Origin of the sequence: Glutamicibacter sp. B1, assembly GCF_039602135.1 — a bacterium.
Classification (GTDB): Bacteria; Actinomycetota; Actinomycetes; order Actinomycetales; family Micrococcaceae; genus Glutamicibacter; species Glutamicibacter ectropisis.
Window position 1 is genome coordinate 2,293,480 of sequence record NZ_CP125942.1, and the last position, 23,459, is coordinate 2,316,938.

Here is a 23,459-nt window from a genome sequence, read left to right on the forward strand (position 1 = left end):
TAGTCCCCTCGTCAGTTCGTTATTCCGAAAGGAACCTCAGCCAGCGGTGCTTGCACAACCCGAAGAATCAGCAATACCTGAAACCGGACCAACCGATGCCGTAGCATCCGCTGGTCCGGCGTCAGCCAATACCGTGTATCACGGGGATAATCTCAGTGTTCTCGCGGCTCTGCCGGAGCAGAGTTTCACGTTAATCTACGTGGATCCACCGTTTAACACCGGTCGAAAACAAACTCGTGCCCAGCGCACCATGGTGCGTGCGGCCGAGGGCGAAGGTGACCGCACCGGTTTCCAAGGGCGCGCCTACAATACCGAGCTAGGAACTGCTCGTTCCTATCACGACACCTTTGATGATTACCTCAGCTTCATTGAGCCTCGGCTACGTGAAGCGCACCGGTTACTCGCTGAAGATGGCACCTTGTACGTGCACCTTGATTATCGAGAGGTGCACTACGTCAAGGTACTGCTCGACGAAATCTTCGGGCGCGACAGTTTCCTCAATGAGTTGATCTGGGCCTATGACTACGGTGCTCGTGCAAAGAACCGCTGGCCTTCCAAACACGACACCATCTTGGTGTATGTGAAGAATCCGAAGCAATATCACTTTGATTCTTCCGAGGTTGACCGCGAACCCTATATGGCTCCCGGTCTGGTAACCCCGGAGAAGCGCGCACTGGGCAAACTTCCCACCGACGTCTGGTGGCACACCATTGTTTCGCCCACCGGCAAGGAAAAGACCGGTTACCCGACCCAAAAGCCTGAAGGGATTTTGCGTCGGATCATCACGGCGTCTTCACGTCCAGGCGACTGGGTGCTGGACTTCTTTGCAGGTTCCGGAACAACCGGAGCCGTGGCAGCAAAGTTGGGCCGTCAGTTTGTCTTAGTGGATCAGAATCCTGAAGCTATCGACGTGATGCGTGCACGGCTTCCCGAATCCACGACCTATACCAAGGCCTGAGATCCGGTTCCTTCTTGAATAATACGTTGTAGCATTTCCGGCTCGGTGAGATTCTCACCGAGCCGGTTCAGTTTTCCGGTGCCGTGATAGTCCGAGGAACCGGTGATGATCAGGTCGTGTTCGGTTGCTAACTTCAGCAACCACCGTTTGCCTTCTTCACTATTATCCCGGTGATACACCTCGACGCCGGCCAAACCGGCATCGATCATGTCGTAAAAGGTCTTATCCGCGACAACACGTCCACGTGCCGAAGCCTTGGGGTGAGCAAAAACTGGCACTCCCCCAGCCTCACGAACTAATTGCACCGCTGTGGCTGGATCCACCGCTGGATGAGCGACATAGTAGCGAGAACGGAAGGACAGCACGTTGGCAAAAGCTTCATTGCGGTTCTCGACAATCCCGGCGGCCACCAGTGCATCAGCAATATGAGGCCGGCCCACGGTGGAACCAGGTTGGCAATGCTCACGCACCAAATCCCAATTGATCGGGTAGTCTTCAGCAAGCCGCTCAACGATACGCTGAGCACGAATAATGCGCGCGTTCAAGGCCAGATCAAGTTCATCGAGTAACGGCTGATAGTTGGGATCATGAAGGTAACTCAACAAGTGAACACTAATCCCCTGTGAATCCTGGCAAGTGATCTCCATACCTGGAATAAACCCGATACCCACTTCTTGGGCAGTTGCAGCAGCCGCAACCCACCCGCTGGTCTGATCATGATCGGTCAGCGCCACCACATCCAGCCCAGCGGCGACCGCCGATCGTATCAGCGCGGAAGGACTTTCCGTTCCGTCGGACACATTTGAGTGGGTGTGCAGGTCAATTCGCATATGCCTAGATTATCCCTTGCGCTGATTCTTTGCTGGGATGCCCGTGATGGTGACACACTTGGACTATGACCAATCAAGATTCAACTGCACAAGGCACAGATCAGCCGTTGGAAGACCGAGTGAACAACCGTTCCCAGCGTCCAACGTCCAAAGCATTCCAAGAATTCATGGCTTCATCGTGGGCTACTGATACTTCTGAATTGCCAGAACAGGATGAAGCTGCAAGCTATGCAGCGGCCCGTCGTGCAAAACTCTCCGAGAATTTCGTGGGCGAACGCCTCGTTATTCCTGCCGGTCCACTCAAGGTTCGTTCCAACGACACGGACTACCGTTTCCGCCCGCATTCGGCGTTCGCACACCTGACCGGTCTGGGCGTAGACCATGAACCAGATGCCGTGCTGGTCATGGAACCAACCGACGATGGTGCTGGCGAAAAGGGCAGCAACCACGTATCAACACTGTATTTCGCTCCAATGGCGGGGCGCGACAGCACCGATTTCTACCTCAACTCACGCTCCGGTGAATTCTGGGTAGGCCCTCGTCCAACCTTGTCCTCGCTTGCAGCGCGCACCGGGTTGCCAACAGATTCTTTGGATCAGTTGGAAATGGCGATCACCAAGAATTCCGGTCCTCAGGCCTTGGGTGGGCTTCGTATCCGCCTCGTGCGTGAAGTTGATCTGAACATGGATGCCTTGGTTGATACCTCGCGCATCAACACCGGCCAGGACCTGGAAGCTAGCGACTCGCTGGATACCGAACTCTCCGAGTTTGTTTCGGAAATTCGTTTGGTGAAGGACGAGTACGAAATCGCCGAATTGCGTAAGTCTGTAGCCGCAACCATCAACGGTTTCGAAGACGTCGTGCGTAGCTTGGATAAGGCGCTGGAACACCAGCGTGGTGAACGTGTCGTTGAGGGCGCTTTCTTTGCTCGTGCCCGTTTAGAAGGCAACGAGCTGGGCTACGACACGATCGCCGCCTCGGGCAATAACGCGACCATCCTGCACTGGATCCGCAACACTGGTTCGGTGAACGATGGCGAGGTCCTGCTCCTCGATGCAGGCGTTGAAGCTGACTCTCTGTACACCGCAGACATCACCCGTTCTCTGCCGGTCTCCGGTAAGTACACCGATGTTCAGCGCAAGGTCTACCAGGCTGTTCTCGACGCTGCCGATGCCGCCTTTGCTGCGGTGAAGCCAGGACTGAAGTTCCGCGACCTTCACCTCATCGCAACTCGCGTACTTGCTGAGCGCCTTTCCGAGTGGGGCATCTTGCCGGTCTCGGTCGAAGAAGCCATGGATCCCGAGGGCCAGCACCACCGTCGTTGGATGCCACACGGCACCAGCCACCACCTGGGCCTCGACGTCCACGACTGTGCGCAGGCGCGAGCTGAACTGTACTTGGATGCAGAGCTGAAGGAAGGCATGGTGTTCACCATCGAGCCAGGCCTGTACTTCAAGGATGAGGATCTAGCGATTCCCGAAGAGTACCGCGGCTTAGGCGTGCGCATCGAAGATGACATTCTTGTCACTGCCAATGGTGCGGAAAACCTAAGTGCCGCGCTTCCACGCAACCCTGATGAGGTTGAGGCGTGGATGGCTAAGCTCCGCGGCTAGCCTCAATAGCTAAGGCTTAAACAGAGAGGGTCTCGGTTCGGTTACCGTTGGTAACTGAACCGAGACCCTCAAGGTTTAACTCTGCTTTACGCCTCGGAGTCCTTGTCCTTGGGCTGCTGCGCGGAAGTATTCGACGGATTGACCTTCGGCTCAACCGTCGAGAGATCTTGTTCCGGCTCCGACTCTGCCGGCGCGTCCTGCGAAGCGGAGTCCTGCTGCTGCGTCTGAGCCGAACGCTCTGGCTGCTCTTGTGGCTCTGGCGCTGCCTGTGAAGCTGGCTTCGAATCGTTGACTCGCACACCGTAGCGTGGACGACCATCGGGAAGATCAGGGAACTGACCGCGGGAAGAATCCGATGCTTCGCTCGAGTTCGCTGTTTCTGGGGACGCAGCTGGTGCCGTCGCCGGCGCGGCAGGAGCAGCCGAAGGAGCCTGCGGCTGTGCCTGAGTCGGCGCTGGTTGTGCTGCGCCTGGATGCGGACGCATCGGAAGTTTAGCGGCGAGGGTTCGTGCGGCCTGTGCATGCTCAAAGTCCACAACCACGTCAAAGCTGGTGGCCACGAACTGGCTCGAGGAAGCGAAGTCACGCTTACCGCGTCGTGTCGAGTAGCTCACGACGCCAGCAATCATCCAGATGGCCATGCCCAAACCGATGGCAGACAGGATCTGGTACAGGCCGTTTCCACCGCCACCAAAGAGCGAAAGTAGTAGGCCGACAAACAGGCCCATCATGCCACCCTGAGCAGCACCAGCCAGGGCCACCTTTGGGTACGAAAGTTTTGCCGTGACTCGCTCCACGGTGCGTACATCATTACCAACAATGCTTACCGAGGCAACAGGAAAGTCATTATCTGCTAAGTAATCGACGAGTTTCTGCGCGTCGAGGTAGCTGGTGTAACGTCCAAGCAGTTCTCCGCGAGGCAAACCGTTGGGGCTGATCGAATTTACTCCATGAGGCGAGGTCATATCTATATTGTGCACGTGATTACTGTGAGCCTGCCTAGTTGTGAAGTAACTATCGCTGAGGGTGAAAGAAACAGTGGTTGCTTGTGTCTTTGCACACCGCAATGAACTGTGGGACGCGATAGTCTAGAGAGGTGAGCGCACAAGTGTCTAAAATCTTCGTCGCCCGACTTCTCGGGCTTGATGTCTTCGACCCCTTGGGCGACCGTCTTGGCCGTTTACGCGACGTTGTTGTCGTTTCCCGTGGTCCGCAAAAACCTGCAGCTTGTGTGGGTTTGGTCGTCGAGGTCCCTGGCAAACGCCGGGTCTTTGTACCAATGACGCGTATTCAGTCCATGGAAGCTAACCAAGTGATCTGTTCCGGCTTGGTGAACATGCGCCGCTTCCAACAGCGTGGCCAAGAAATCTTGGTTGTCGCCGAAATGTTCGACCGCCCCATTACCTTTGTTGATGGTTCAGGCCGCGGAATTATTGAAGACGTAGGTCTGATTCAGACCCGTCGCGGCGACTGGGAAATCAACGAATACTATGTGCAACGAGGCGTACCTTCCTCGTCACTTCTTGGCTTGCGTTCGCGCCGTCGCGACAAGGTGTTGGTGTCGTGGCAGGATCTTCGCCATGGCTCTCAAAATGAGCCACAGTCAGCCGATACTTTCGTGGCGACCCACGATGAAATGAAACCAGCTGACTTCGCCGACGCGCTTCATGAAATGAATGAAAAGCGCCGTCTGGAAATTGCAGCCCACCTGCAAGATGAGCGCCTGGCTGACGTGCTTCAGGAGCTGCCTGACCGTGAACAGGTCCAGATTCTTTCTGCTCTGGGCCTTGAGCGCGCCGCGGACGTGCTCGAAGAAATGGATCCGGACGATGCTGCGGACCTTCTGGCCGGAATTGGTGAAGAAACCAAGCATCAGCTGCTGGATTTGATGAATGAGGAAGAAGCCAAGGACGTTCGCCGTCTGCTGGCCTATCCTGAGGGCACTGCCGGTTCGGTGATGACCCCGGTACCGGTGATCCTCACGCCCGAGTCAACCGTGGCCGAAGCGTTAGCATCAGTGCGTTTAGAAGAGCTAAGCCCGGCGCTCGCCTCCACTGTCTATGTGGTTCGCCCGCCACTAGAAACACCTACTGGACGTTATCTCGGTCAGGTACATATTCAGGCGCTGCTTCGTGCCGCGCCTCCCGAACCCTTGGGTGACATTCTTGATACTGAGCTAGAGCCGATGTCTGATCTGGCCGACATTTCAGAAGTTGTCAGGCACCTAGCAACGTATAACCTCACCAGTGTGGGCGTGACGAACAAAGAAGGTCGGCTCGTCGGAGCCATTACCGTCGATGACGTGCTAGACCACATTCTTCCCGATGATTGGCGCTCTCAGGACTAAACGAGCCCCACCTTTAGATAGATCAGCAGCAGAGGAGTTCCAGCTATGGCTGAGCAGCGTAAGACGAATGGCCTGGACACCCCACTGGCAGCACGACAACGGTTCTGGCCCCGGTTCTCCCCCAACCCTGACCTCTTTGGTTCGGCGACGGAGAAATTCGCTCGCTTTATGGGCACTCCCCAGTTCTTGTTGTACATGACAGTGTTCTGTGCCTTCTGGCTCATTTGGAATTCAATGGCGCCCATGAGCTGGCGTTTTGATGATGCCACCATCGGCTTCACCGCTCTGACGTTGATGCTCTCGCTACAGGCTTCCTACGCTGCACCACTTTTGTTGCTAGCCCAGAACCGTCAGGACGACCGTGACCGTGTTTCGTTGTCTGAAGACCGCGCCCGTGCTGAGCGCAACCTCTACGACACCGAATACCTCACCCGCGAATTGGCCTCGCTGCGTTTAGCACTGCGCGATGTCGCAACTCGTGACTACGTCCGTTCCGAATTGCGCAACGTGCTTGAAGAGCTGTTGGAGACTTCTGAAGGTGAAGAGCTCCACCTGCGTGCAAAGAAAAAGAGTGGTTCTAAGAACTCTTCCCCGCAGACCGGGGTCATTGAAACTATCGCCCCTCAGCAGTCAAAGCAGCGGAAGAACAAGAGCAATTGAGCAATTCGCAAGTCCTCCTTGATGCACTAAACACAGTTAATGATCCTGAACTGCGCCGTCCGATTACTGAGCTGGACATGGTGGAATCGGCGCAGCTGGATGGCACGACCGCCCGCGTAACCGTCCTGCTGACAATCGCAGGTTGTCCTATGCAATCCACCATTGAAGCAGACGTTACGGCAGCGCTGATGGGCGTTGCTGGGGTAGAAAACGTCGAGGTGATTCTCGGTGTGATGGATCCTGAGCAACGCGCTGCGTTGCGTGAACGACTGGCTAGTCGCCGTACGCCATTTTCAGATCCGAATTCACTGACCCGCGTCATCGCCGTGGCCAGTGGAAAGGGTGGTGTCGGTAAGTCTTCCATTACCGCCAACCTCGCCACGCATCTTGCATCTCAAGGCTTGAAAGTCGGCCTGATTGACGCGGATGTTCACGGATTCTCTATCCCTTCCCTGATGGGGATCACACAGAACCCCACCCGCATGGACGACATGATTCTGCCACCGGTAGCCCATGGCGTGAAGGTGATTTCCATTGGCATGTTCCTAGATTCGAACCAGCCGGTGATTTGGCGCGGCCCCATGCTGCATCGGGCGTTGGAACAGTTCCTCTCCGACGTGTATTTCGGGGATCTGGACTATCTGTTCCTCGATTTGCCACCTGGCACGGGAGATATGGCGATCTCCGTTTCCCAGCTCTTGCCCAATAGCGAGCTTCTGGTGATCACCACCCCACAATCCACGGCGACCGAAGTTGCTGAACGTGCTGGGACGATTGCTCTGCAGACCGATCAAAAGGTCATCGGGGTCGTGGAGAATATGAGCTTCTTACAGCTACCGGACGGGACCCGTATGGAGGTCTTCGGCTCCGGCGGCGGCGCAAAGCTCAGCGAGTCGTTAACAGAACAGCTCGGCTATCCGGTCAACCTATTAGCCCAGATCCCTTTGGAAGAATCCGTACGTATCGGCTCCGATCAGGGCACCCCGGTCGTACTCAGCGATTCTCAGTCTCCGGCCGCCACTGCACTGCAGGAATTAGTCGAGAAACTAGTACAGCGACCGCGCGGACTTGCCGGGCGATCGCTGCCGATGTCATTCTAAACTTCTGTATTTTTAGGTAGCTTCGGAATCGAAGGGAGCTGCTTCGTTAGCTTCAAGCTGTTTCTGCTTCTGAGTTTCCGGAGCAATCGCAGTGCGCACCGGAGCCGGAGAAGTTTCTGGGGAAGCCTTGGCTACATTGATGGCGTCATCAAACTCATCAACCAGGGCCTCCTTGATGATCCGGCGGGGGTCATATTGCCGAGGATCAAGTTTTCGCCAGTCAATGTCGGCGACTTCATCGCCGACTTCCTCGCGCAACTGTTCTTTGGCTCCGTTGGCCATACGTCGAACTTCTTTGACGAGGTTCGCTAACTTTTTGGCGTATTCAGGCAACTTTTCGGGTCCGAGAATGACGACCGCGAGTACTGCGAGAACAATGAACTCGCTACCGTTAATTCCAAAAAGATCCACGTAAAAAGATTACCTTGTTCCAGACGAACTCACGAAGTCACCGCGCCACAGAGAAACCTGCAACACGGCCCTTCGCACATTAATTAGCAGCCCGCAGCGCCAAAGGAAGTCGCGGCAGTGACATAGTTTTGGCCGGACGATTGGCCGGATTGCGGTGAGCTAGCGCATCACGCAACATGGCACGACCACGGTGAATTCTTGAACGTACCGTTCCAAGCTTCACATCAAGGATTCGAGAGACTTCTTCATAAGAGAAGCCTTCCATATCGCACAAAACGATAGCGGCACGGAATTCTGGAGAAAGCGCCCGCAATGCCTCTTGCACATCGATATCCAGATTGTTGAATTCGAAATAACGTTCAGGAGTTATCACATTGCCGGGCAAGCGGTCTTCGGCACCGTCAGCGAAACCATCAAAGCGAATTTTGCTCTTGCGACGAGCCTGATCCAGGAAGAGGTTGGTGGTGATGCGGTGCAACCAACCACCCATTGTCCCAGGGGTGTAGCTGTCCAAGGCTTTGAAGGCGCGAACGAATGCTTCTTGGGAGAGGTCCTCCGCGTCTTGGCGGTTGCCAGTTAAACGGTAAGCCAGTCGGAAGACCTGTTCGCCGTGTTCTTGGACCATCTGGTCCCACGAAGGCGTAGTGGTTTCCGGAGCCGCAACGGCAGAAACTGATTCACTTGGTGCATTGTTCACTCTTCAAGTATGAGTTGGGAAGCTGAGCTGAAGCTAAGAATCCCCTACGGGGGAACTATCAAGTTGAACAACATCGCTTCCTACGCTGGGTACGATTGGTAATGCCCACCAACCAACAACACAATTGAGGATCACCACCATGCCATCGATGAATCCAGAACTCTTCGCGAGCTGGACCTACACTCAGAACCACATCAGCGAGCCTGAGCATGTTGCCCAAGCCCGCGGACGTGCGGAAGATCTGGGCGTACGGTGCATCGACCCGGCCGGACGATCCATGTTGCAGCTGCTCTGTACCCTGCGCCGTCCCCGCAATGCGGTAGAGATTGGTTCTGGTGTCGGTGTCGCCTCGCTGGCCATGCTCGAAGCTGTCGGACCATCATTGACCTTGACGGCTATTGAGTCCGACTTGGAACACGCGAACGCGATGCGCCAGGGCTTACGTGAATCAAATATCCCCTCGGCCCGGGCAAGGATTATCAACGAACGCGCCGAAAATGTTCTTTCACGCCTGGCCGATCATGCCTACGATCTAGTATTGATTGACGCCGGTGCCGAACTGTTACTTGAGTATGTTGCTGAGGCCAAGCGTATTGTCGGGGTTGGTGGCGTCATTATCTTAAACAACGCTTTCGACGAGCACCGCTTAGCCAAACCTGCAGTGCGTAGGACATCAACGGTGATGACCCGAGATGCGTTGCGAATGCTACGCGAAGATCCTCGTTTACAGACACACCTGTTCCCCACCGAACAAGGATTGTTCGTGGCCACGGTGCTGCCGCCGGTTGCACAAAAAACAAGGTAATACACAAAAGGACCGACAAGTTATTGAACTGGGTCCCGAATGTTGGACTCACTAAATAATAGTCCTGCTCAGGCTGCAAGGGTATGACACCGATATTCCATCGGAGTCATACCCTTCAGTCGTTCCTGACGACGACTGCTGTTATACCAATCGATATACGCTTCAATCTCCACCTTGAGCACCGCAAAATCCGTGAAATGCTCTCCATGAAACATCTCTGACTGGAGATGTCCAAAGAAGTTCTCCATGACCGAGTTGTCGAAACAATTGCCCTTACGAGACATGGACTGCATCGCACCATGCTCCTCCAACAATCGTTTCCACGATTGATGCTGATACTGGAAACCTTGATCCGTGTGGACCAACAGTTTCTTGTTGAAGTCCCGGGAACCTAAAGCCAGTGCCAAACTTTCGTTGGTGAACACCGTAGTCGGTGACGAGGCGATCGTGTAGCTCAAGATGCTGTGGTCAAACAGATCCATAATCGGTGACAAATACAGTTTTCTCTGATCAACCCGAAATTCAGTCACGTCACTGACGTAAACAGTGTCCGGGGATTCCACGTCAAACTGTCGTTGCAGCAGGTTTTCAGCGATCTTGCTCTGCTCACCCTGATATGAGTTGTAACGTCGCTTCGGGCGTGCTTTGGATTGGAATCCGAGGATCCGCATGAGCTTACGGACCAGCTTCCTACTAACATTCCAGCCTTCAGCGCGAAGATCCATGTGAACTCTTCGGTACCCGTAGCGTCGCTTACTGTTCTCAAACGAGGTGGTGATGGCTGCTTTGAGTTCCGCATACGGATCCGCCTGGTCCATCAGTTTCAAGTGGTAGTAATAGGTTGACCTGGTCAATCCTGCCGCGGCAAGCAGGTCTGTGAGGTCGTGCTCTGACTTGAGAGTGACAATCGCCTTGGTTTTTAGCGATGCCCCTGCTCCCTCAAGTCCCGCAATTTTTTCAAGTAGGCTACCTCGGCGAGCAGTCGCTTGTTCTCCCGACGAAGCTTCTCTTCTTCGCTCAAAGGTTCAGTCTCAGCGTCGTCTTTAGGCCGCCCTTTGGGTTTAGGCATGAGCGCTTCGTCCCCACCTTGACGCCATGTTCGCGCCCAAGTCTTCACCAATTGCTTTGAACTGATATGGAACTCGGTCGCGAGATCCATACTAGTTTCACCGGCGAGGTACCGGTCAACGACTTCCTTCTTGGTTTCGAAGGAATACTGCGTTTTGGTTGGCTTTTCCATGAGACAAAGCCTGCCATGTAATCGCCACCGATCTAAAGCTTCTCCGTGGCGTAGTAACGAACGTTCAGTTCGCTGGCAGCAACTGCCGCTCCCATGCCGGCTTCAAATAGATCAACGAGTCGTTCTCGTTGGCCCTCGGTTAATGTGCTGCGTGTTCGCATGAAAATACTCCCCAGAAGTAGTTCTGATTTCTCAGTCCAACTTTTGGGGAGCAGTTCATTATTGTTGGTCCTTTTATCGCCTAGTTGCGACAAGCAATATTAGTCGGTGACCTTCAGAAGGCAGTCGCGCAATTCGGTCGCTTCGGCGTCGTTTAACTCAACGACGAGTCGTCCACCGCCGTCGATTGGCAACCTCAGGATCAGGCTGCGGCCCTCTTTAACGACTTCCATTGGCCCATCACCAGTGCGTGGCTTCATAGCAGCCATTAAGCTGTTCCCTTCGTCTGTGGCTAACGCGCGCAACCATAACTGCGCTGCGCACAACCGAATGCCTTGTCCATCATCTGCCCAGATTCCCGGCTGAGTTGGGACTCTTATCTTCTATTATTACTAATTTTCGCTCGTGTCGCTAATCACACGCCGTGATTCGAGGTCACGAATCGTATTTTCCAGACTAGTAATTTCCGCAGCGAGCACATCCAAAACTTCATCAACCTGATCACAACGGTAACCACGCAGGCCCAACGAAAAACGCACTTTATCGATATGTTCGGCACGTGGGTTTTCGGGCAACAACACCGGTGGTAGGGATGCTTGGTGTTCCACCAGCCCAACGATTGGTTCATTCGGAGCTTCGAAGTGTCTCCCAACACCCAGCTTTTTTCGTTGGCCAGATAGCAATAGCGCCACTGCACCAATGAGCAGGATGGCAATCAAGATCAGCAAAAACGGCATGAATTCCCCTACACGGCTTTTTCTGTGTCAGGTTTTTTGTCATTGGCGCCCAGCACAAAGTCCACTGCCTCGTCCGGATCATCAGTGACCATAAACAGGTTCAGGTCCTTCGGGGAGATGGCGCGTTCAGCTGCGACTGTATTGGTCAGCCAATCCACTAGACCGCCCCAATAGGACTTACCGACCAGAACAATCGGGAAGCTAGTGATCTTTTGGGTTTGCACCAGGGTCAAAGCCTCAAAAAGTTCATCCAGGGTTCCGAAGCCGCCAGGGAGAACAATGAAACCTTGCGAGTACTTTACAAACATAGTCTTGCGGACAAAGAAGTACCGGAAGTTCAGTCCCTTATTAACCGAAGCATTCAGCCCGGTCTCAAACGGTAGCTCGATGCCCAAACCCACTGAGATGCCGTCTTTATCAGCCGCACCCTTGTTGGCCGCTTCCATAGCACCGGGTCCACCACCGGTAATTGTGGTGACCCCAGCCTCCGCCAGTCGGGTTCCAATATGATGAGCCATCTTGTAATACGGGCTCTTTGGGTCCGTACGGGCTGAGCCAAACACAGCAATTGCTGGACCGGTGCCGGCAAGGGTTCCAAAACCGTTCACGAATTCAGATTGGATGCGCAGGACACGCCAGACATCGGTGTGGGTCACATCCTCCTGAGGGCTCTCCAATAGATAGTGGTCGAGCTGGTCTTCGGGGCGCTTGCCTGGCCAGCTGGCTTCGACATGCCGATGCCCTTCACGAGCATTCTCTTCACTCTTTCGCTGATGAACCATGACTTCACTCTATCGGTTATCTCCTTATGATCCAGACTGTGTCGCACCACCGTTAAAGTGACAGTTATGTAACAACTGTGTGTGACTTGTTCGATGTCACACGTAGCGTGCATCACATCCAGTAATGTCTATTGCATGAACAACGATCATCAGGCTCAGGCTTCTTCAGCTGGCCCCATCGTCCAACTCGCTGGGGTCAATAAGCACTACGGTGCCCTGCATGTACTCAACAACATCAACCTCGAGGTCACCAAGGGCGAGGTTGTGGTGATCTTGGGTCCATCGGGTTCAGGTAAATCAACCTTGTGCCGTGCCATCAACCGACTCGAAACTATCGACGAAGGCACCATCAAAATTGACGGCAACACGCTTCCTTCCGAAGGAAAAGCGCTAGCCAAGTTGCGTGCCGACGTCGGCATGGTTTTCCAATCTTTTAACCTGTTTGCGCACAAGTCCATTTTGGAGAATGTGACCCTTGGACCAATCAAGGTCAAGGGTATGAAAAAGCAGGAAGCCAAGGACTTGGCGATGAAGCTTCTGGAACGCGTTGGCGTGGCTAATCAGGCCGACAAGCTTCCAGCCCAGCTTTCCGGCGGTCAGCAACAACGTGTTGCCATTGCCCGGGCCCTAGCCATGAAGCCTAAGGTCATGCTCTTTGACGAGCCCACCAGCGCGTTGGATCCAGAAATGATCAACGAAGTGCTCGACACCATGGTGGGACTAGCCAAGGAAGGCATGACCATGCTTGTGGTCACCCACGAAATGGGTTTCGCGCGCAAAGCCGCAGACCGCGTCATCTTCATGGCCGATGGACAAATCGTTGAGCAGGCAACGCCAGAAGAGTTCTTCACCAACCCGCAATCTGACCGTGCCAAGGACTTCCTCGGCAAGCTCATTACCAACCACTGATTTCATCACCACGCATCCAACAGGAGGAATTATGCGTAAGAATCGTTTTGGCACCATCGCTGCAATGGCAGCAGTCGCCGCGCTGGCCCTGACTTCATGTGGCGGCTCGGACAGCTCCGCTGATGGAGACAAGATTCGTATTGGTATCAAGTTTGATCAGCCAGGCTTGGGCTTCAAAGACGGGGATAACTACACCGGCTTCGATGTGGATGTAGCCAAGTACGTTGCCAATGAGTTGGGTTACTCCGAGGATAAGATCGAGTTCGTTTCGGCACCGTCGGCTAACCGCGAGACGATGTTGCAGAACAACCAGGTGGACATGATCTTCGCTACCTACTCGATCACCGATGAGCGTAACAAGGTCATCGACTTCGCTGGACCATACTTTGTTGCTGGTCAGGACCTGCTCGTGGCTGCGGACTCAGATATTACCGGTCCAGAAGACCTCAACGGTAAGAACCTGTGCTCGGTCACCGGCTCGACCTCGGCGCAAAAGGTTAAGGACAACTACGCTGAAGGCACCAACCTGCAGGAACTTCCGGGCTACGCAGAGTGTGTCACCCAGATGAGCGGTGGCACCATCGACGCGGTCACCACCGATGACATCATCCTTGCTGGTCTGGCCGCTCAGCCTGCTTACAAGGGCAAGTTCAAGGTTGTTGGCAAGCCATTCACCGAAGAAAACTACGGTGTAGGTCTGCCAGACGGCACCGACAAGTGCAAGGCCATCAACGAAGCGATCACCAAGATGATCGATTCCGGCGATTGGCAGAAGGCGTTGGACAAGAACACTGAGGGTACCGGCTACACGCCTAACTCGAAGACCAACCCACCAAAGCTGTCAGATACCTGCGCTTAACCTTTTTTCGATGCGGCGGGGGTCAAGCAGTGTTCTTGTCCCCCGCGGCATTCTTATTTTCCCGATGAACCAATTTTTTGTTCATCGATCCCGTAGCCGCTTGGCCCTCACCATGGCCATCGAGACAGAGGCTTGCAGTGGAGAATTATTTATCCATATTCACTGAGTACGACATTCCCGGAGCATTCTGGGTCAACATCCAACTGACGTTCTGGGCTGCCATCGGCGCGCTGGTGCTGGGCACAATTTTGGCGTTGCTTCGCATCTCCCCCGTGGCTAGCTTCCAGGCCATTGGTGCCAGTTACGTTAACCTGGTTCGAAATACCCCACTGACCATCATCATCTTGTTCGCAGTCTTGGCGCTCTATGGCCAACTTGGCTTCACCCTGGGCGGCGATTTCCAAGCGAACTTCTTCCGACTGTCAGTTTTGGGCCTCGCGGTGTATCACGCAGCATTTGTGTGTGAGGCCATCCGTTCAGGCGTGAACACCGTTCCGCTGGGTCAGGCTGAAGCAGCACGAGCTATCGGTTTGGGTTTCATGCCTGCGGCCCGCTTGATCATTCTTCCTCAAGCTTTCCGGGGCGCCATAGTTCCCTTGGGCAACACATTGATTGCGTTGATCAAGAACTCCACAGTTGCCGCGGTGGGTTCGGTAGCAACCGAATCTTCCTCGGTGATGAAGACAATGATTGAGTTCCGTTCCGATATTGTCATCCCAATCTTCTTGACCTTTGCTATTGGCTTCGTAATCATCGTGATTCCCGTGGGTCTCTTGACTACATGGCTGTCTAAGAAACTGGCGGTGGCACGATGAGCGCTTCGATTCTTTTTGATACTCCCGGGCCCAAAGCCCGTCGTCGAATTCTGATCATCAATATCGTCGGTGCACTAATCGCCGTGGGCATTGTTGCTTGGATTTTCTTTGGCCTCGCAGCCAAGGGACAAATGCAGCCAGAGCAGTGGGATGACTTCATCCAAGCCAGCACCTGGAAGAACTACCTTCTTCCTGGCCTGCTAAACACCGTCAAGGCGGCCATTCTAGGCATCATCGGTTCGGTGATTTTTGGTTTGGTCTTCGGTATCGGTCGATTGTCACAGAACAAACTCATCAATGGATTCTCGACGGTGATCGTGGAATTCTTCCGTGCGGTTCCAGTGCTGTTGATGATCGTGTTCTTCAACGTGTTCTTCTCCCGTTCACTAGAACTGCCCGGGGATACTGCCCTGTGGGCCGTTGTAGCTGCTCTGATCTTCTACAACGGTTCTGTCGTCGCCGAATTGGTCCGGTCAGGCGTTCACAACTTGCCGAAGGGTCAACGAGAAGCCGGTATCGCTATCGGTCTAACGCGTGGCATGTCCCTGCGCTATATCGAGATTCCACAGGCATTAGTTGCCATGTTGCCGGCATTGATCGGTCAGTTTGTGGTCATCTTGAAGGACTCCGCGTTGGGCTACATCATCAGCTTCAACGAGCTGCTGTTCTTCGCTAGAACTTACTCATCGCCTAACGGCAACGTCTTGCAGGCGCTGATTGTTACCGCAGTAATCTTCATCTTGATCAACTTCACCTTGAGCAAGATTGCAGAGCAGGTTTCTAAGCGCTTGAGCACCCGAGTCAAGAAGGCCAAGAATGCACCTGCAGTGGTTGGAACTACCGCGGTGACCTTCGCTGAGACAGGCACCAAGGATGATTCAAAAGAACAATAATTTCATGTTCTGAACAGTGATTCATATGAGAACAAAGCTGCGCTCCAAGCCTCAGGCTTGGAGCGCAGCTTTCTTAGAGATCGCGCCAATAGGCAGCTCCCGACCCGACCAGCCGCGACTACTACGACCGGAAACGAGGCCAAGGAAAGCGACATAACCAAGCGCTCATCGCCTTGGCCCACCGCCGGCTGACGGTGCTGTTCGCGATGATCCGAGATGGATCATTTTATGATGTTCCGGAGCTGAAAATTGCTTGACTTTAAACATAGGGGCGCCCCCCTCTGGAGCCAATTCAGCGCGCTCATCCCCAGCCCTCAGCGGATCCATCCCTTGGGCTGCCACCGGCCACGGATCAGTGACCGGATCATCTTCGACAAGCTCATCCAAGTACTCATCTTGGGTGCCGCTTACGAAAGAATCAGCGACGCCACCTGCTCAGCAACCACCATCCGACGCCGCCGCCGCGACGAATGGATTAGCGCGGGAGTCTTCCTGCAACTTGAGCAACTATGCCTAGAAGCTTATGACCGGATCGTCGGGTTGGACCTTGAAAACCTGTCAGTTGACGGATGTCTGGTCGAAGCCTCCTGCAGCGGGGAAGCGTCCGGAAAATCCCCGGTAGACCGGGGTAAACAAGGTACTAAACGCTCCGTGATGACCGACGGCAAAAGCATACTTCTTGGATGCGTGATTGTCGGGGCGAACCGTCACGATTCTCCCTTGCTGCGTCCCACGCTTGAACGCTTGAGTCGTTTCGGATACTTCTTGCCCGAACAGATCACTGTGTATCTGGATGCTGGGTACGACAGTCAGAAAACCCGGGATTTACTCACCGAGTTAGGTCGCCAGGGAGTCATCAGCACCAAGGGTGAACCGCTGCAAACCGGTGATCGGTGGGTCGTGGAGCGCACCAACTCGTGGCATACCCGGGGATTTAGGAAATTGGCGATCTGCACCGAGCTCAAGAGCAGGGTCCTTGATGCGTTGATCAGCTTGGCGAACAGCATCATTGTGATCCGCAGGTTGATCCGTGAGGCATGGTTAAGTCATCGGTGGGATTCAAAGCCGAAACGAAAGCCTTAATATTCACGGTTCACCAATTGGCGCGATCTCTTAGGTCAATTGGTCTCACGCGGATCAGATACTCACCAAGGATGAAGTTGAGATTTCTACCCAGCCCGTCCTCGGGGCGAACGGCAAGCAGAACACCTTCCGGTGCCCATCTCAGGTTCTTTCGCAGCTGAACTGTCACACAGTACGGATACAACTAGTCCGGGTTTCATTTCAGCACCCACCCAATCGCGTGCATTAGAGTTCTAACAGTGCCACTTTCACCGTCACCTCTTGTAAAAAACGGTGAACTTGTAACACACGACCAACCGACTCTGACCAGACGTTACACGATGGTTGCACCCGAACAGGTAGATTATTGCATTCGATGATGAAGAAAAACGCTGCCATATCAGTTGCGCTGCTGAGCGCCAGCTTCATGCTTACAGGATGCCAGCGGCCTCCCGCGCACATAGACATTGCGTTGATTGACAGCGGACAAACTGCACTCGCGCAATTTTCCAAGTATGACATCGTGAACCACGGAGCAAACACACCCTCCGAGCACGGCACCATGATGATGTCCTCGATCTTGGGTGTAAATTCAGACTCCCAACTGGACCCTGCGTCCCTAACGATGCACTCATATGACATTGGCGACGCTCCAAGCGCCTCAGACATAGCCAATGCTATTGAAGCTGCCGTTGCGAACAACGCGCGAATCATCAACATCAGCCTTGGTGTCAGGCGTCCACACGCTGAAATTGAGAAAGCCCTGAAATCGGCCAAGGATGCCGGAGCGTTCGTTGTCGCCGCAACTGGCAACGTGAGATCTCTGGCCCCCGATTACCCGGCACGCTATGACACAGCACTTTCAGTTGCAGCAACTGACGCCAACGGCGAATGCTGGACGGGAAACCCCTGCGACAAAGCTGACCTCACAGAGGCAGGAGTGGACATTCCAGTGTCCAAATCCAACGGCAAGGTAGTTGAAGAATCGGGATCTTCCATTGCAGCTTCTGAAACGACCAGAAAGATAGCTGCAGGAATACTTTCCGGACGCATTAAGGATGCAAGCAAATTCGAGTCCAGCCAGCTGGACGGCTAAGCCGCAACACATGGGAGCGGGCTACCGCTGAAGAAAAACTTGTAGCCCGCTTCCTCGTGTGAACCCCAGCTTTTCGTATCGCGCCGCCATGGTTTCATCCGCAGCTACAGCGGCCACTACGGATTTAGCCGGCAAGCCCAATAGAGCTGAGCGAAGATCTGCTAGCACCCCTGAGCTTGAACCTGGCATTTGAGCAAGAGAAGAAAGAATGTAGAGGTCACCTTCGGGTAGTCCGCGGATGTCCAGAGCTACTTCTCCCTGTCGCGCCATAATTGCCATGCCGGCAGCCAACCAGATCATCAGCAAGGCACTGATGCCGAATCCGACAATTTGAACCCAGGCACTCCCAATGTGCAAGTGGCGGACGGCTAGAGCCAGTAAAGCTGGAACGCACAACGCTACAAGGAACAAGCACAAGCGCAGCAGAGTCTGCACCGGCCTGTTACGAAGCAGCACGAAAACACCCAAACGGTTGCCGGTTAGGTGCACGTGACGGGCTCCCACGGAAACTACTGAGAGCAGTTGCGCAAGGAAAATAACTGCGGCACCAGCCGTGCCCTTGCCGAAGGCACGACTGGTGATGCAAGCAGCTTGGAAAGTGTCTCGGATTGACCCGACAATACTCGTCAATCGATTGGGTCTGGTTCGCAACCTGGCCGTCCCTGCATCGCAAAAGCCTTCTCATACAGAGTGGCGCTCTCATCCGGCCAGCCTGGATCTCGCGGAACGACACCGGTAGCAGCCCAGAGCATCTCCCTTAGCCACTGTGCGAATCCAGCTACACGAAAGTTGCCTACAGCGCCTGCATCCCCTTCAGCATGCTCAAGCAAGACAATTGCTCGCCTCATCCCACCGAGCTCGTCCTGAATGACGTTCCACAGCTCTTCATCCTTAGTGAACACAACGTCATAGCTGTCTTCATCTTCTTCGGGAGGCCATTCCATCATTTCGCGTTCAACCGGCAAGGACCGGGAAGCAAGGAGCTCTGGGTCGGAAATATCGTAGGCTGCAACTACACGTGCCGAGTCTACATATTCATCGATGAGGTTGCCGGCGAACCTGGAGTAGTCGAAGGTCTTGCCACCCAACGAGGTGAGAAATGCTGCAGCTTCCGACACGCGTGGAGCAGCGCCAACCCCGTAGTGTGCACGAGCAGCCTGCAAGAGTTCTTGGTAGTCAGTCATAGTTCCTCAATTCAAACACGATTGGTGCCGCCAACCGTAGCTAGCGACACCAATACTTCGTGCAGATTATTTCTTAGGTCATGCTTCCGTAGAAGAGGTGAACGCTAGGTGTCCGATTGTTGGGATGGTAGTGCCACATGTATCCCTTCTTGCCTCCACCACTGATTTCAGGGCCAACAGCCGACTTGCCGTTCTTAATAGAGACAGCTAAGGATTTCGCCTTGCTCTTGGACAAAGCCCAAACGTCATTTCCCTTACCCTTCTTGCCACGAGTTACAGCCTGGGTCTTTGTAAGCCCCTTCGCGCTGATGAACACTTTATTGTTCTTAAGCGTCGCTGGGTAGTAATCGCGCTTCTTCGACTTATTCTTCCTGCTGTTCTCCTTGATGATCTTGGAAATAGCCTTCCCCGCTTCAAGAGCAAGGGCTCCGCTAATCACGATGGCGGCACCGACAGCAAGGTAGTAAAGTGCGGTGCTGATGGAGATTGCGCCAAAAGCAAGAGGTATCACGAAAGCAACTGAAGAAGATGCTTCCGCTGAGTCGTGCTCGTAGATTTCGCCAGTGTTCGGGTTCGTCAGGGTGAAAACTGTGCGCTCAACAGTAGACTCCTGAATGTCGATGTCGTAGGTTTCGGTGACGATTTCACCGTCAATCTTGTCGGTGAAGGTTACTTCGCCACTGGCTTTTCCAGCGTCGAGTTCAAGGGCGAATTCGAATGGATCGTTGGGAGCGGCTGCTTCTGCCTCAATTTCGATTCCCGCGGTGCTGACGTTAACTTGTTCAAGCTCTAAGCCTTCTTCGGCCAGACCTTCTTCGACGATTTCTTCAGAGCTGTATCCAGCATATTGCGCCTGGAGCTCTTGGGTGGTGGAAGCTGTCGGGGCGGCTGCCTCAGTTGCGGGTTCTGGCGGGGATTGTACAGATCCGAGCGAAAGCGCGGATGCAACCGCTATAGCGGTAACGATTTTGATCATGGTCTTCTTTCGAAGTCGGTGCGGATGTGACCATAACCAATGAACCATATCTGAGCAGAGACTAAATCATCCTTAAGAGTTATTTAGACTCGATTCACCCTCCGCCTGCGTTACTCTGCACGTATCCAGCTTGCGCGTAAATGAAGAAGTCGAATAAGAGATCGCGCCAATTGGTGAACCGTGAATATTAAGGCTTTCGTTTCGGCTTTGAATCCCACCGATGACTTAACCATGCCTCACGGATCAACCTGCGGATCACAATGATGCTGTTCGCCAAGCTGATCAACGCATCAAGGACCCTGCTCTTGAGCTCGGTGCAGATCGCCAATTTCCTAAATCCCCGGGTATGCCACGAGTTGGTGCGCTCCACGACCCACCGATCACCGGTTTGCAGCGGTTCACCCTTGGTGCTGATGACTCCCTGGCGACCTAACTCGGTGAGTAAATCCCGGGTTTTCTGACTGTCGTACCCAGCATCCAGATACACAGTGATCTGTTCGGGCAAGAAGTATCCGAAACGACTCAAGCGTTCAAGCGTGGGACGCAGCAAGGGAGAATCGTGACGGTTCGCCCCGACAATCACGCATCCAAGAAGTATGCTTTTGCCGTCGGTCATCACGGAGCGTTTAGTACCTTGTTTACCCCGGTCTACCGGGGATTTTCCGGACGCTTCCCCGCTGCAGGAGGCTTCGACCAGACATCCGTCAACTGACAGGTTTTCAAGGTCCAACCCGACGATCCGGTCATAAGCTTCTAGGCATAGTTGCTCAAGTTGCAGGAAGACTCCCGCGCTAATCCATTCGTCGCGGCGGCGGCGTCGGATGGTGGTTGCTGAGCAGGTGGCGTCGCTGATTCTTTCGTAAGCGGCACCCAAGATGAGTACTTGGATGAGCTTGTCGAAGATGATCCGGTCACTGATCCGTGGCCGGTGGCAGCCCAAGGGATGGATCCGCTGAGGGCTGGGGATGAGCGCGCTGAATTGGCTCCAGAGGGGGGTCAATAATGGATAATGATAAGGCAGGCACGAACGCTCCTCGTCAAACTTAATTTCTTGGTCGAAAACATGTTCAACAGGGTTCGTGCCTGCTTCAGCCTTTAATGACGCGGTTGGCTTGGTTAATTACGCTGGCGTTAATAGTAATCGAGGTCGGGAGCTGCCTATTGGCGCGATCTCTTATTTAGATTTCCTGCAGGCTAGCTCAACCAGGAACGCAGTGACTTCAAACAGGTGCGAATATCTTCCTGCGCCACATGTTCATCGTCGCTGTGGGCCAGCAAGGCATCGCCGGGACCGAAGTTCACGGCCGATACGCCCAGGGCCGAGAAACGAGAGACATCAGTCCACCCATATTTTGGTTTAGGTTCCTGGCCCAGAATCCTAATGAGATCCGCAGCGATCTCCTGATCTAAACCGGGCTTGGCTCCTTCAGCACCATCGGTGCGTTCAATCTCAAAACCTTCAAAGAGGTCAAAAACCAGCGCCTCAGCCTGTGCCAGGGTCTTATCCGGGGCGAAACGATAATTGACTTCGACCTCACAGTAATCAGGGATCACGTTTCCAGCGATGCCGCCGCTGATGCGCACCGCGTTCATTCCTTCGCGGTAGTCCAATCCCTGAACGGTAATGGTCTGTGGCTGGTAATCGGCTAAACGTTGCAGAATCGGTGCTGCATCATGAATCGCATTGTGGCCCATCCATGCACGCCCGGAGTGTGCAGCCTTACCGTGAGTTCTAATCACGAATCGACTGGTACCGTTGCACCCGCCTTCAACCGTTCCATTGGTTGGTTCGAGCAGAATCGCAAAATCAGCTTCAAGCAATTCTGGGGAGTTCTTGGCCAAGCGTCCCAACCCGGACTTCGCTGCTTCAACTTCCTCGTGGTCGTAGAAGACGTAGGTGACATCGTATTTGGCGTCTTTTAGTTCTGCAGCAAGAGCGAGCTGCACCGCAACTCCACCCTTCATGTCGGTGGCACCGCGACCATAAAGCACCCCGTCGATGACCTGGGCAGGTACTGTGCCCTTTGCACCCTCAGTACGTGGCAAAGGGACGGTATCCAAGTGCCCGGCCAGCACTACTCGGCGTTCACGGCCGAAATTAGTGCGGGCAACAATCGCGTCCTGGTCCCGATGAACCTCTAAATGTTCCAGCTTCAGCAATGCCTGATGCACCTGATCAGCAATTTCGCGTTCATTCCCAGAAACAGATTCAATGTTCATGATCTGTTCGGTCAGTACTGCAACGTCCTGTAGCAGGTCCAATTCGTTCACGTTATCCATCGTCCTACGTCTCTAGCTTCACTAGCCTGTCATCTATCAACGTTACCCGGGGTATCGAGGATACGATCAGTGTATGACTTCAGAATCTGTGACTTCATCCAGTGACTCCGCCGTCCGTTTGGCCTCGGGCCACGGTCTGGCCACCATTGCCGCCGATGGAACCATCCTCGACGTGTGGTACCCAGCTCCTGTTCTTGGCGAACTCGCGCTGGCCGAAGAACTTTCCGGCGAACTAGCCGCTGCAGCTCAAGACGACGCTGCCCGAGGAACCACCCAGAAGGTTCTCTCACTAACCATCGATCTTGATGTTGCCCCTGCCGATACCGCCGATGTGTGGCTCCGCTTGCATCTGCTTTCGCACCGCCTGGTGCAGCCAAACTCCATCAACCTTGATGGAATTTTCGGCCACCTGGCTAACGTTGTATGGACCAACTTCGGCCCCTGCCAGGTTGATGGTTTTGAGGTGACCCGCCTGAAGCTGCGTGCCCGCGGCGCCGTCACTGTTTACGGTGTCGACAAGTTCCCGCGCATGGTTGACTACGTTGTACCTTCTGGCGTTCGCATCGCCGATGCTGACCGCGTTCGATTGGGCGCACACCTTGCCGAAGGTACTACGGTCATGCACGAAGGCTTCGTGAACTTCAACGCTGGCACCCTGGGTACCTCCATGGTCGAGGGCCGTATTTCGGCTTCGGTAGTTGTCGGTAACGGTTCCGATGTTGGTGGTGGCGCGTCGATCATGGGTACGCTCTCCGGTGGCGGGCGTGAACGCATCGTTATTGGCGAGCGCGTATTGCTCGGTGCCAATGCTGGTGTTGGAATTTCCATCGGTGATGACTCGGTAGTAGAAGCCGGCCTCTACGTGACGGCCGGAACCCGTGTGCTCTTGGGTGACCAGCAGGTCAAGGCCCTAGAGCTTTCCGGAGTCCCTAACCTACTGTTCCGCCGTAATTCGATTTCAGGTGCCGTTGAGGCCCTGGCTCGCGCCGGCCAAACCGTTGAATTGAACAGCGCTCTACACGCAAACTAAACTCAGGTGAGGGCCA

General features: G+C 54.3%; 27 protein-coding genes and 2 pseudogenes. 14 read left to right on the plus strand and 15 right to left on the minus strand.

Features of this window, described 5'->3' with window-relative positions; genetic code table 11:
- Positions 1-73 precede the first annotated feature (73 nt).
- Positions 74-958, plus strand: coding sequence for a DNA-methyltransferase (locus QMQ05_RS10590; RefSeq protein ID WP_434063197.1), 885 nt, complete (start codon positions 74-76; stop codon positions 956-958).
- Here QMQ05_RS10590 and QMQ05_RS10595 read toward each other — a convergent pair.
- Complete coding sequence (locus QMQ05_RS10595) at positions 943-1,788, minus strand: PHP domain-containing protein (RefSeq protein ID WP_345469867.1); 846 nt, start codon at positions 1,786-1,788, stop codon at positions 943-945. The genes QMQ05_RS10590 and QMQ05_RS10595 overlap by 16 nt on opposite strands.
- 65 nt (positions 1,789-1,853) lie before the next feature.
- Between QMQ05_RS10595 and QMQ05_RS10600 the strand changes: the two genes are divergently transcribed.
- Positions 1,854-3,401: an aminopeptidase P family protein gene (locus QMQ05_RS10600; RefSeq protein WP_058254745.1), complete on the plus strand. Its 1,548-nt coding sequence runs from the start codon at positions 1,854-1,856 to the stop codon at positions 3,399-3,401.
- Between the two features lie 86 nt (positions 3,402-3,487).
- On the opposite strand, the gene QMQ05_RS10605 is transcribed toward QMQ05_RS10600, so the two are convergent.
- Positions 3,488-4,366, minus strand: a complete 879-nt coding sequence (locus tag QMQ05_RS10605) for a general stress protein (RefSeq protein ID WP_345469868.1) — start codon at positions 4,364-4,366, stop codon at positions 3,488-3,490.
- A gap of 131 nt (positions 4,367-4,497) precedes the next feature.
- Here QMQ05_RS10605 and QMQ05_RS10610 point away from each other — a divergent pair, with 131 nt between their 5' ends.
- From QMQ05_RS10610 to QMQ05_RS10620, 3 genes are read left to right on the plus strand one after another with little or no spacing between them, the layout of a single operon-like run.
- Positions 4,498-5,748, plus strand: a complete 1,251-nt coding sequence (locus QMQ05_RS10610; protein ID WP_058254747.1) for a magnesium transporter MgtE N-terminal domain-containing protein — start codon at positions 4,498-4,500, stop codon at positions 5,746-5,748.
- Positions 5,749-5,793: 45 nt separating this feature from the next.
- The gene (locus QMQ05_RS10615) at positions 5,794-6,408 is read left to right on the plus strand and encodes a DUF1003 domain-containing protein (protein ID WP_345469871.1); all 615 of its coding nucleotides are present in this window, start codon (positions 5,794-5,796) and stop codon (positions 6,406-6,408) included.
- Positions 6,405-7,508: an Mrp/NBP35 family ATP-binding protein gene (locus tag QMQ05_RS10620; protein ID WP_345469873.1), complete on the plus strand. Its 1,104-nt coding sequence runs from the start codon at positions 6,405-6,407 to the stop codon at positions 7,506-7,508. Before QMQ05_RS10615 ends, QMQ05_RS10620 begins: the two co-directional genes overlap by 4 nt.
- 12 nt (positions 7,509-7,520) lie before the next feature.
- On the opposite strand, the gene QMQ05_RS10625 is transcribed toward QMQ05_RS10620, so the two are convergent.
- Both QMQ05_RS10625 and QMQ05_RS10630 read right to left on the minus strand, forming a co-directional pair.
- Complete coding sequence (locus QMQ05_RS10625; RefSeq protein ID WP_345469875.1) at positions 7,521-7,919, minus strand: sec-independent translocase; 399 nt, start codon at positions 7,917-7,919, stop codon at positions 7,521-7,523.
- Positions 7,920-7,998: 79 nt separating this feature from the next.
- On the minus strand, positions 7,999-8,544 hold the full coding sequence (locus tag QMQ05_RS10630; RefSeq protein ID WP_345474715.1) for a sigma-70 family RNA polymerase sigma factor: 546 nt from the start codon (positions 8,542-8,544) through the stop codon (positions 7,999-8,001).
- Between the two features lie 211 nt (positions 8,545-8,755).
- Between QMQ05_RS10630 and QMQ05_RS10635 the strand changes: the two genes are divergently transcribed.
- A complete protein-coding gene (locus QMQ05_RS10635; protein ID WP_345469877.1) occupies positions 8,756-9,421 on the plus strand; it encodes an O-methyltransferase in 666 nt (221 codons plus the stop codon).
- 68 nt (positions 9,422-9,489) lie between these two features.
- Here QMQ05_RS10635 and QMQ05_RS10640 read toward each other — a convergent pair whose 3' ends face one another.
- The 6 genes from QMQ05_RS10640 to QMQ05_RS10665 all read right to left on the minus strand — a co-directional run bounded on the left by QMQ05_RS10640 (position 9,490) and on the right by QMQ05_RS10665 (position 12,339).
- Positions 9,490-10,374: an IS3 family transposase gene (locus tag QMQ05_RS10640; protein WP_345474717.1), complete on the minus strand. Its 885-nt coding sequence runs from the start codon at positions 10,372-10,374 to the stop codon at positions 9,490-9,492.
- Entirely contained in the window at positions 10,341-10,661 is a 321-nt protein-coding gene (locus QMQ05_RS10645) for a helix-turn-helix domain-containing protein (RefSeq protein WP_345469879.1), read from the minus strand. Before QMQ05_RS10645 ends, QMQ05_RS10640 begins: the two co-directional genes overlap by 34 nt.
- 32 nt (positions 10,662-10,693) lie before the next feature.
- Positions 10,694-10,822: a hypothetical protein gene (locus QMQ05_RS10650; RefSeq protein WP_345469881.1), complete on the minus strand. Its 129-nt coding sequence runs from the start codon at positions 10,820-10,822 to the stop codon at positions 10,694-10,696.
- Positions 10,823-10,921: 99 nt separating this feature from the next.
- Positions 10,922-11,089: a DUF3117 domain-containing protein gene (locus QMQ05_RS10655; RefSeq protein ID WP_074439749.1), complete on the minus strand. Its 168-nt coding sequence runs from the start codon at positions 11,087-11,089 to the stop codon at positions 10,922-10,924.
- A 123-nt stretch (positions 11,090-11,212) separates the two neighbouring features.
- Positions 11,213-11,557, minus strand: a complete 345-nt coding sequence (locus tag QMQ05_RS10660; protein WP_058254754.1) for a DivIVA domain-containing protein — start codon at positions 11,555-11,557, stop codon at positions 11,213-11,215.
- Between the two features lie 8 nt (positions 11,558-11,565).
- The gene (locus QMQ05_RS10665; RefSeq protein ID WP_345469895.1) at positions 11,566-12,339 is read right to left on the minus strand and encodes a TIGR00730 family Rossman fold protein; all 774 of its coding nucleotides are present in this window, start codon (positions 12,337-12,339) and stop codon (positions 11,566-11,568) included.
- A gap of 177 nt (positions 12,340-12,516) precedes the next feature.
- Here QMQ05_RS10665 and QMQ05_RS10670 point away from each other — a divergent pair, with 177 nt between their 5' ends.
- The 7 genes and pseudogenes from QMQ05_RS10670 to QMQ05_RS10700 all read left to right on the plus strand — a co-directional run bounded on the left by QMQ05_RS10670 (position 12,517) and on the right by QMQ05_RS10700 (position 17,973).
- Entirely contained in the window at positions 12,517-13,248 is a 732-nt protein-coding gene (locus QMQ05_RS10670; RefSeq protein ID WP_334123244.1) for an amino acid ABC transporter ATP-binding protein, read from the plus strand.
- A 31-nt stretch (positions 13,249-13,279) separates the two neighbouring features.
- Positions 13,280-14,107: a glutamate ABC transporter substrate-binding protein gene (locus QMQ05_RS10675; protein ID WP_345469897.1), complete on the plus strand. Its 828-nt coding sequence runs from the start codon at positions 13,280-13,282 to the stop codon at positions 14,105-14,107.
- A gap of 137 nt (positions 14,108-14,244) precedes the next feature.
- Complete coding sequence (locus tag QMQ05_RS10680; RefSeq protein WP_058254758.1) at positions 14,245-14,922, plus strand: amino acid ABC transporter permease; 678 nt, start codon at positions 14,245-14,247, stop codon at positions 14,920-14,922.
- On the plus strand, positions 14,919-15,815 hold the full coding sequence (locus QMQ05_RS10685) for an amino acid ABC transporter permease (RefSeq protein WP_345469899.1): 897 nt from the start codon (positions 14,919-14,921) through the stop codon (positions 15,813-15,815). The genes QMQ05_RS10680 and QMQ05_RS10685 overlap by 4 nt, the downstream gene beginning before the upstream one ends.
- Before the next feature lie 101 nt (positions 15,816-15,916).
- Positions 15,917-16,072, plus strand: a pseudogene (locus QMQ05_RS10690) (IS110 family transposase); the annotation flags it as partial.
- Positions 16,065-16,898: an IS5 family transposase gene (locus QMQ05_RS10695; RefSeq protein ID WP_345469901.1), complete on the plus strand. Its 834-nt coding sequence runs from the start codon at positions 16,065-16,067 to the stop codon at positions 16,896-16,898. The pseudogene QMQ05_RS10690 and the gene QMQ05_RS10695, both read left to right, overlap by 8 nt.
- Before the next feature lie 502 nt (positions 16,899-17,400).
- Positions 17,401-17,973, plus strand: a complete 573-nt coding sequence (locus tag QMQ05_RS10700) for a S8 family serine peptidase (protein WP_345469903.1) — start codon at positions 17,401-17,403, stop codon at positions 17,971-17,973.
- Positions 17,974-17,994: 21 nt separating this feature from the next.
- Here the strand turns inward: QMQ05_RS10700 and QMQ05_RS10705 are convergent, their stop codons facing one another.
- The 5 genes and pseudogenes from QMQ05_RS10705 to dapE form a co-directional block, all read right to left on the minus strand.
- Positions 17,995-18,603 (minus strand): hypothetical protein, encoded by a 609-nt coding sequence (locus tag QMQ05_RS10705; protein WP_345469905.1) that lies wholly within the window; start codon positions 18,601-18,603, stop codon positions 17,995-17,997.
- A complete protein-coding gene (locus QMQ05_RS10710; protein WP_345469907.1) occupies positions 18,600-19,157 on the minus strand; it encodes a hypothetical protein in 558 nt (185 codons plus the stop codon). The genes QMQ05_RS10705 and QMQ05_RS10710 overlap by 4 nt, the downstream gene beginning before the upstream one ends.
- A 73-nt stretch (positions 19,158-19,230) precedes the next feature.
- The gene (locus QMQ05_RS10715) at positions 19,231-20,133 is read right to left on the minus strand and encodes a hypothetical protein (RefSeq protein ID WP_345469909.1); all 903 of its coding nucleotides are present in this window, start codon (positions 20,131-20,133) and stop codon (positions 19,231-19,233) included.
- A 187-nt stretch (positions 20,134-20,320) separates the two neighbouring features.
- Positions 20,321-21,158: pseudogene (locus QMQ05_RS10720) on the minus strand (IS5 family transposase).
- Positions 21,159-21,327: 169 nt separating this feature from the next.
- Positions 21,328-22,413, minus strand: coding sequence for a succinyl-diaminopimelate desuccinylase (dapE, locus tag QMQ05_RS10725; protein ID WP_345469911.1), 1,086 nt, complete (start codon positions 22,411-22,413; stop codon positions 21,328-21,330).
- Positions 22,414-22,486: 73 nt separating this feature from the next.
- Between dapE and dapD the strand changes: the two genes are divergently transcribed.
- Positions 22,487-23,443, plus strand: coding sequence for a 2,3,4,5-tetrahydropyridine-2,6-dicarboxylate N-succinyltransferase (gene dapD / locus QMQ05_RS10730; protein WP_334123231.1), 957 nt, complete (start codon positions 22,487-22,489; stop codon positions 23,441-23,443).
- Positions 23,444-23,459 lie beyond the last annotated feature (16 nt).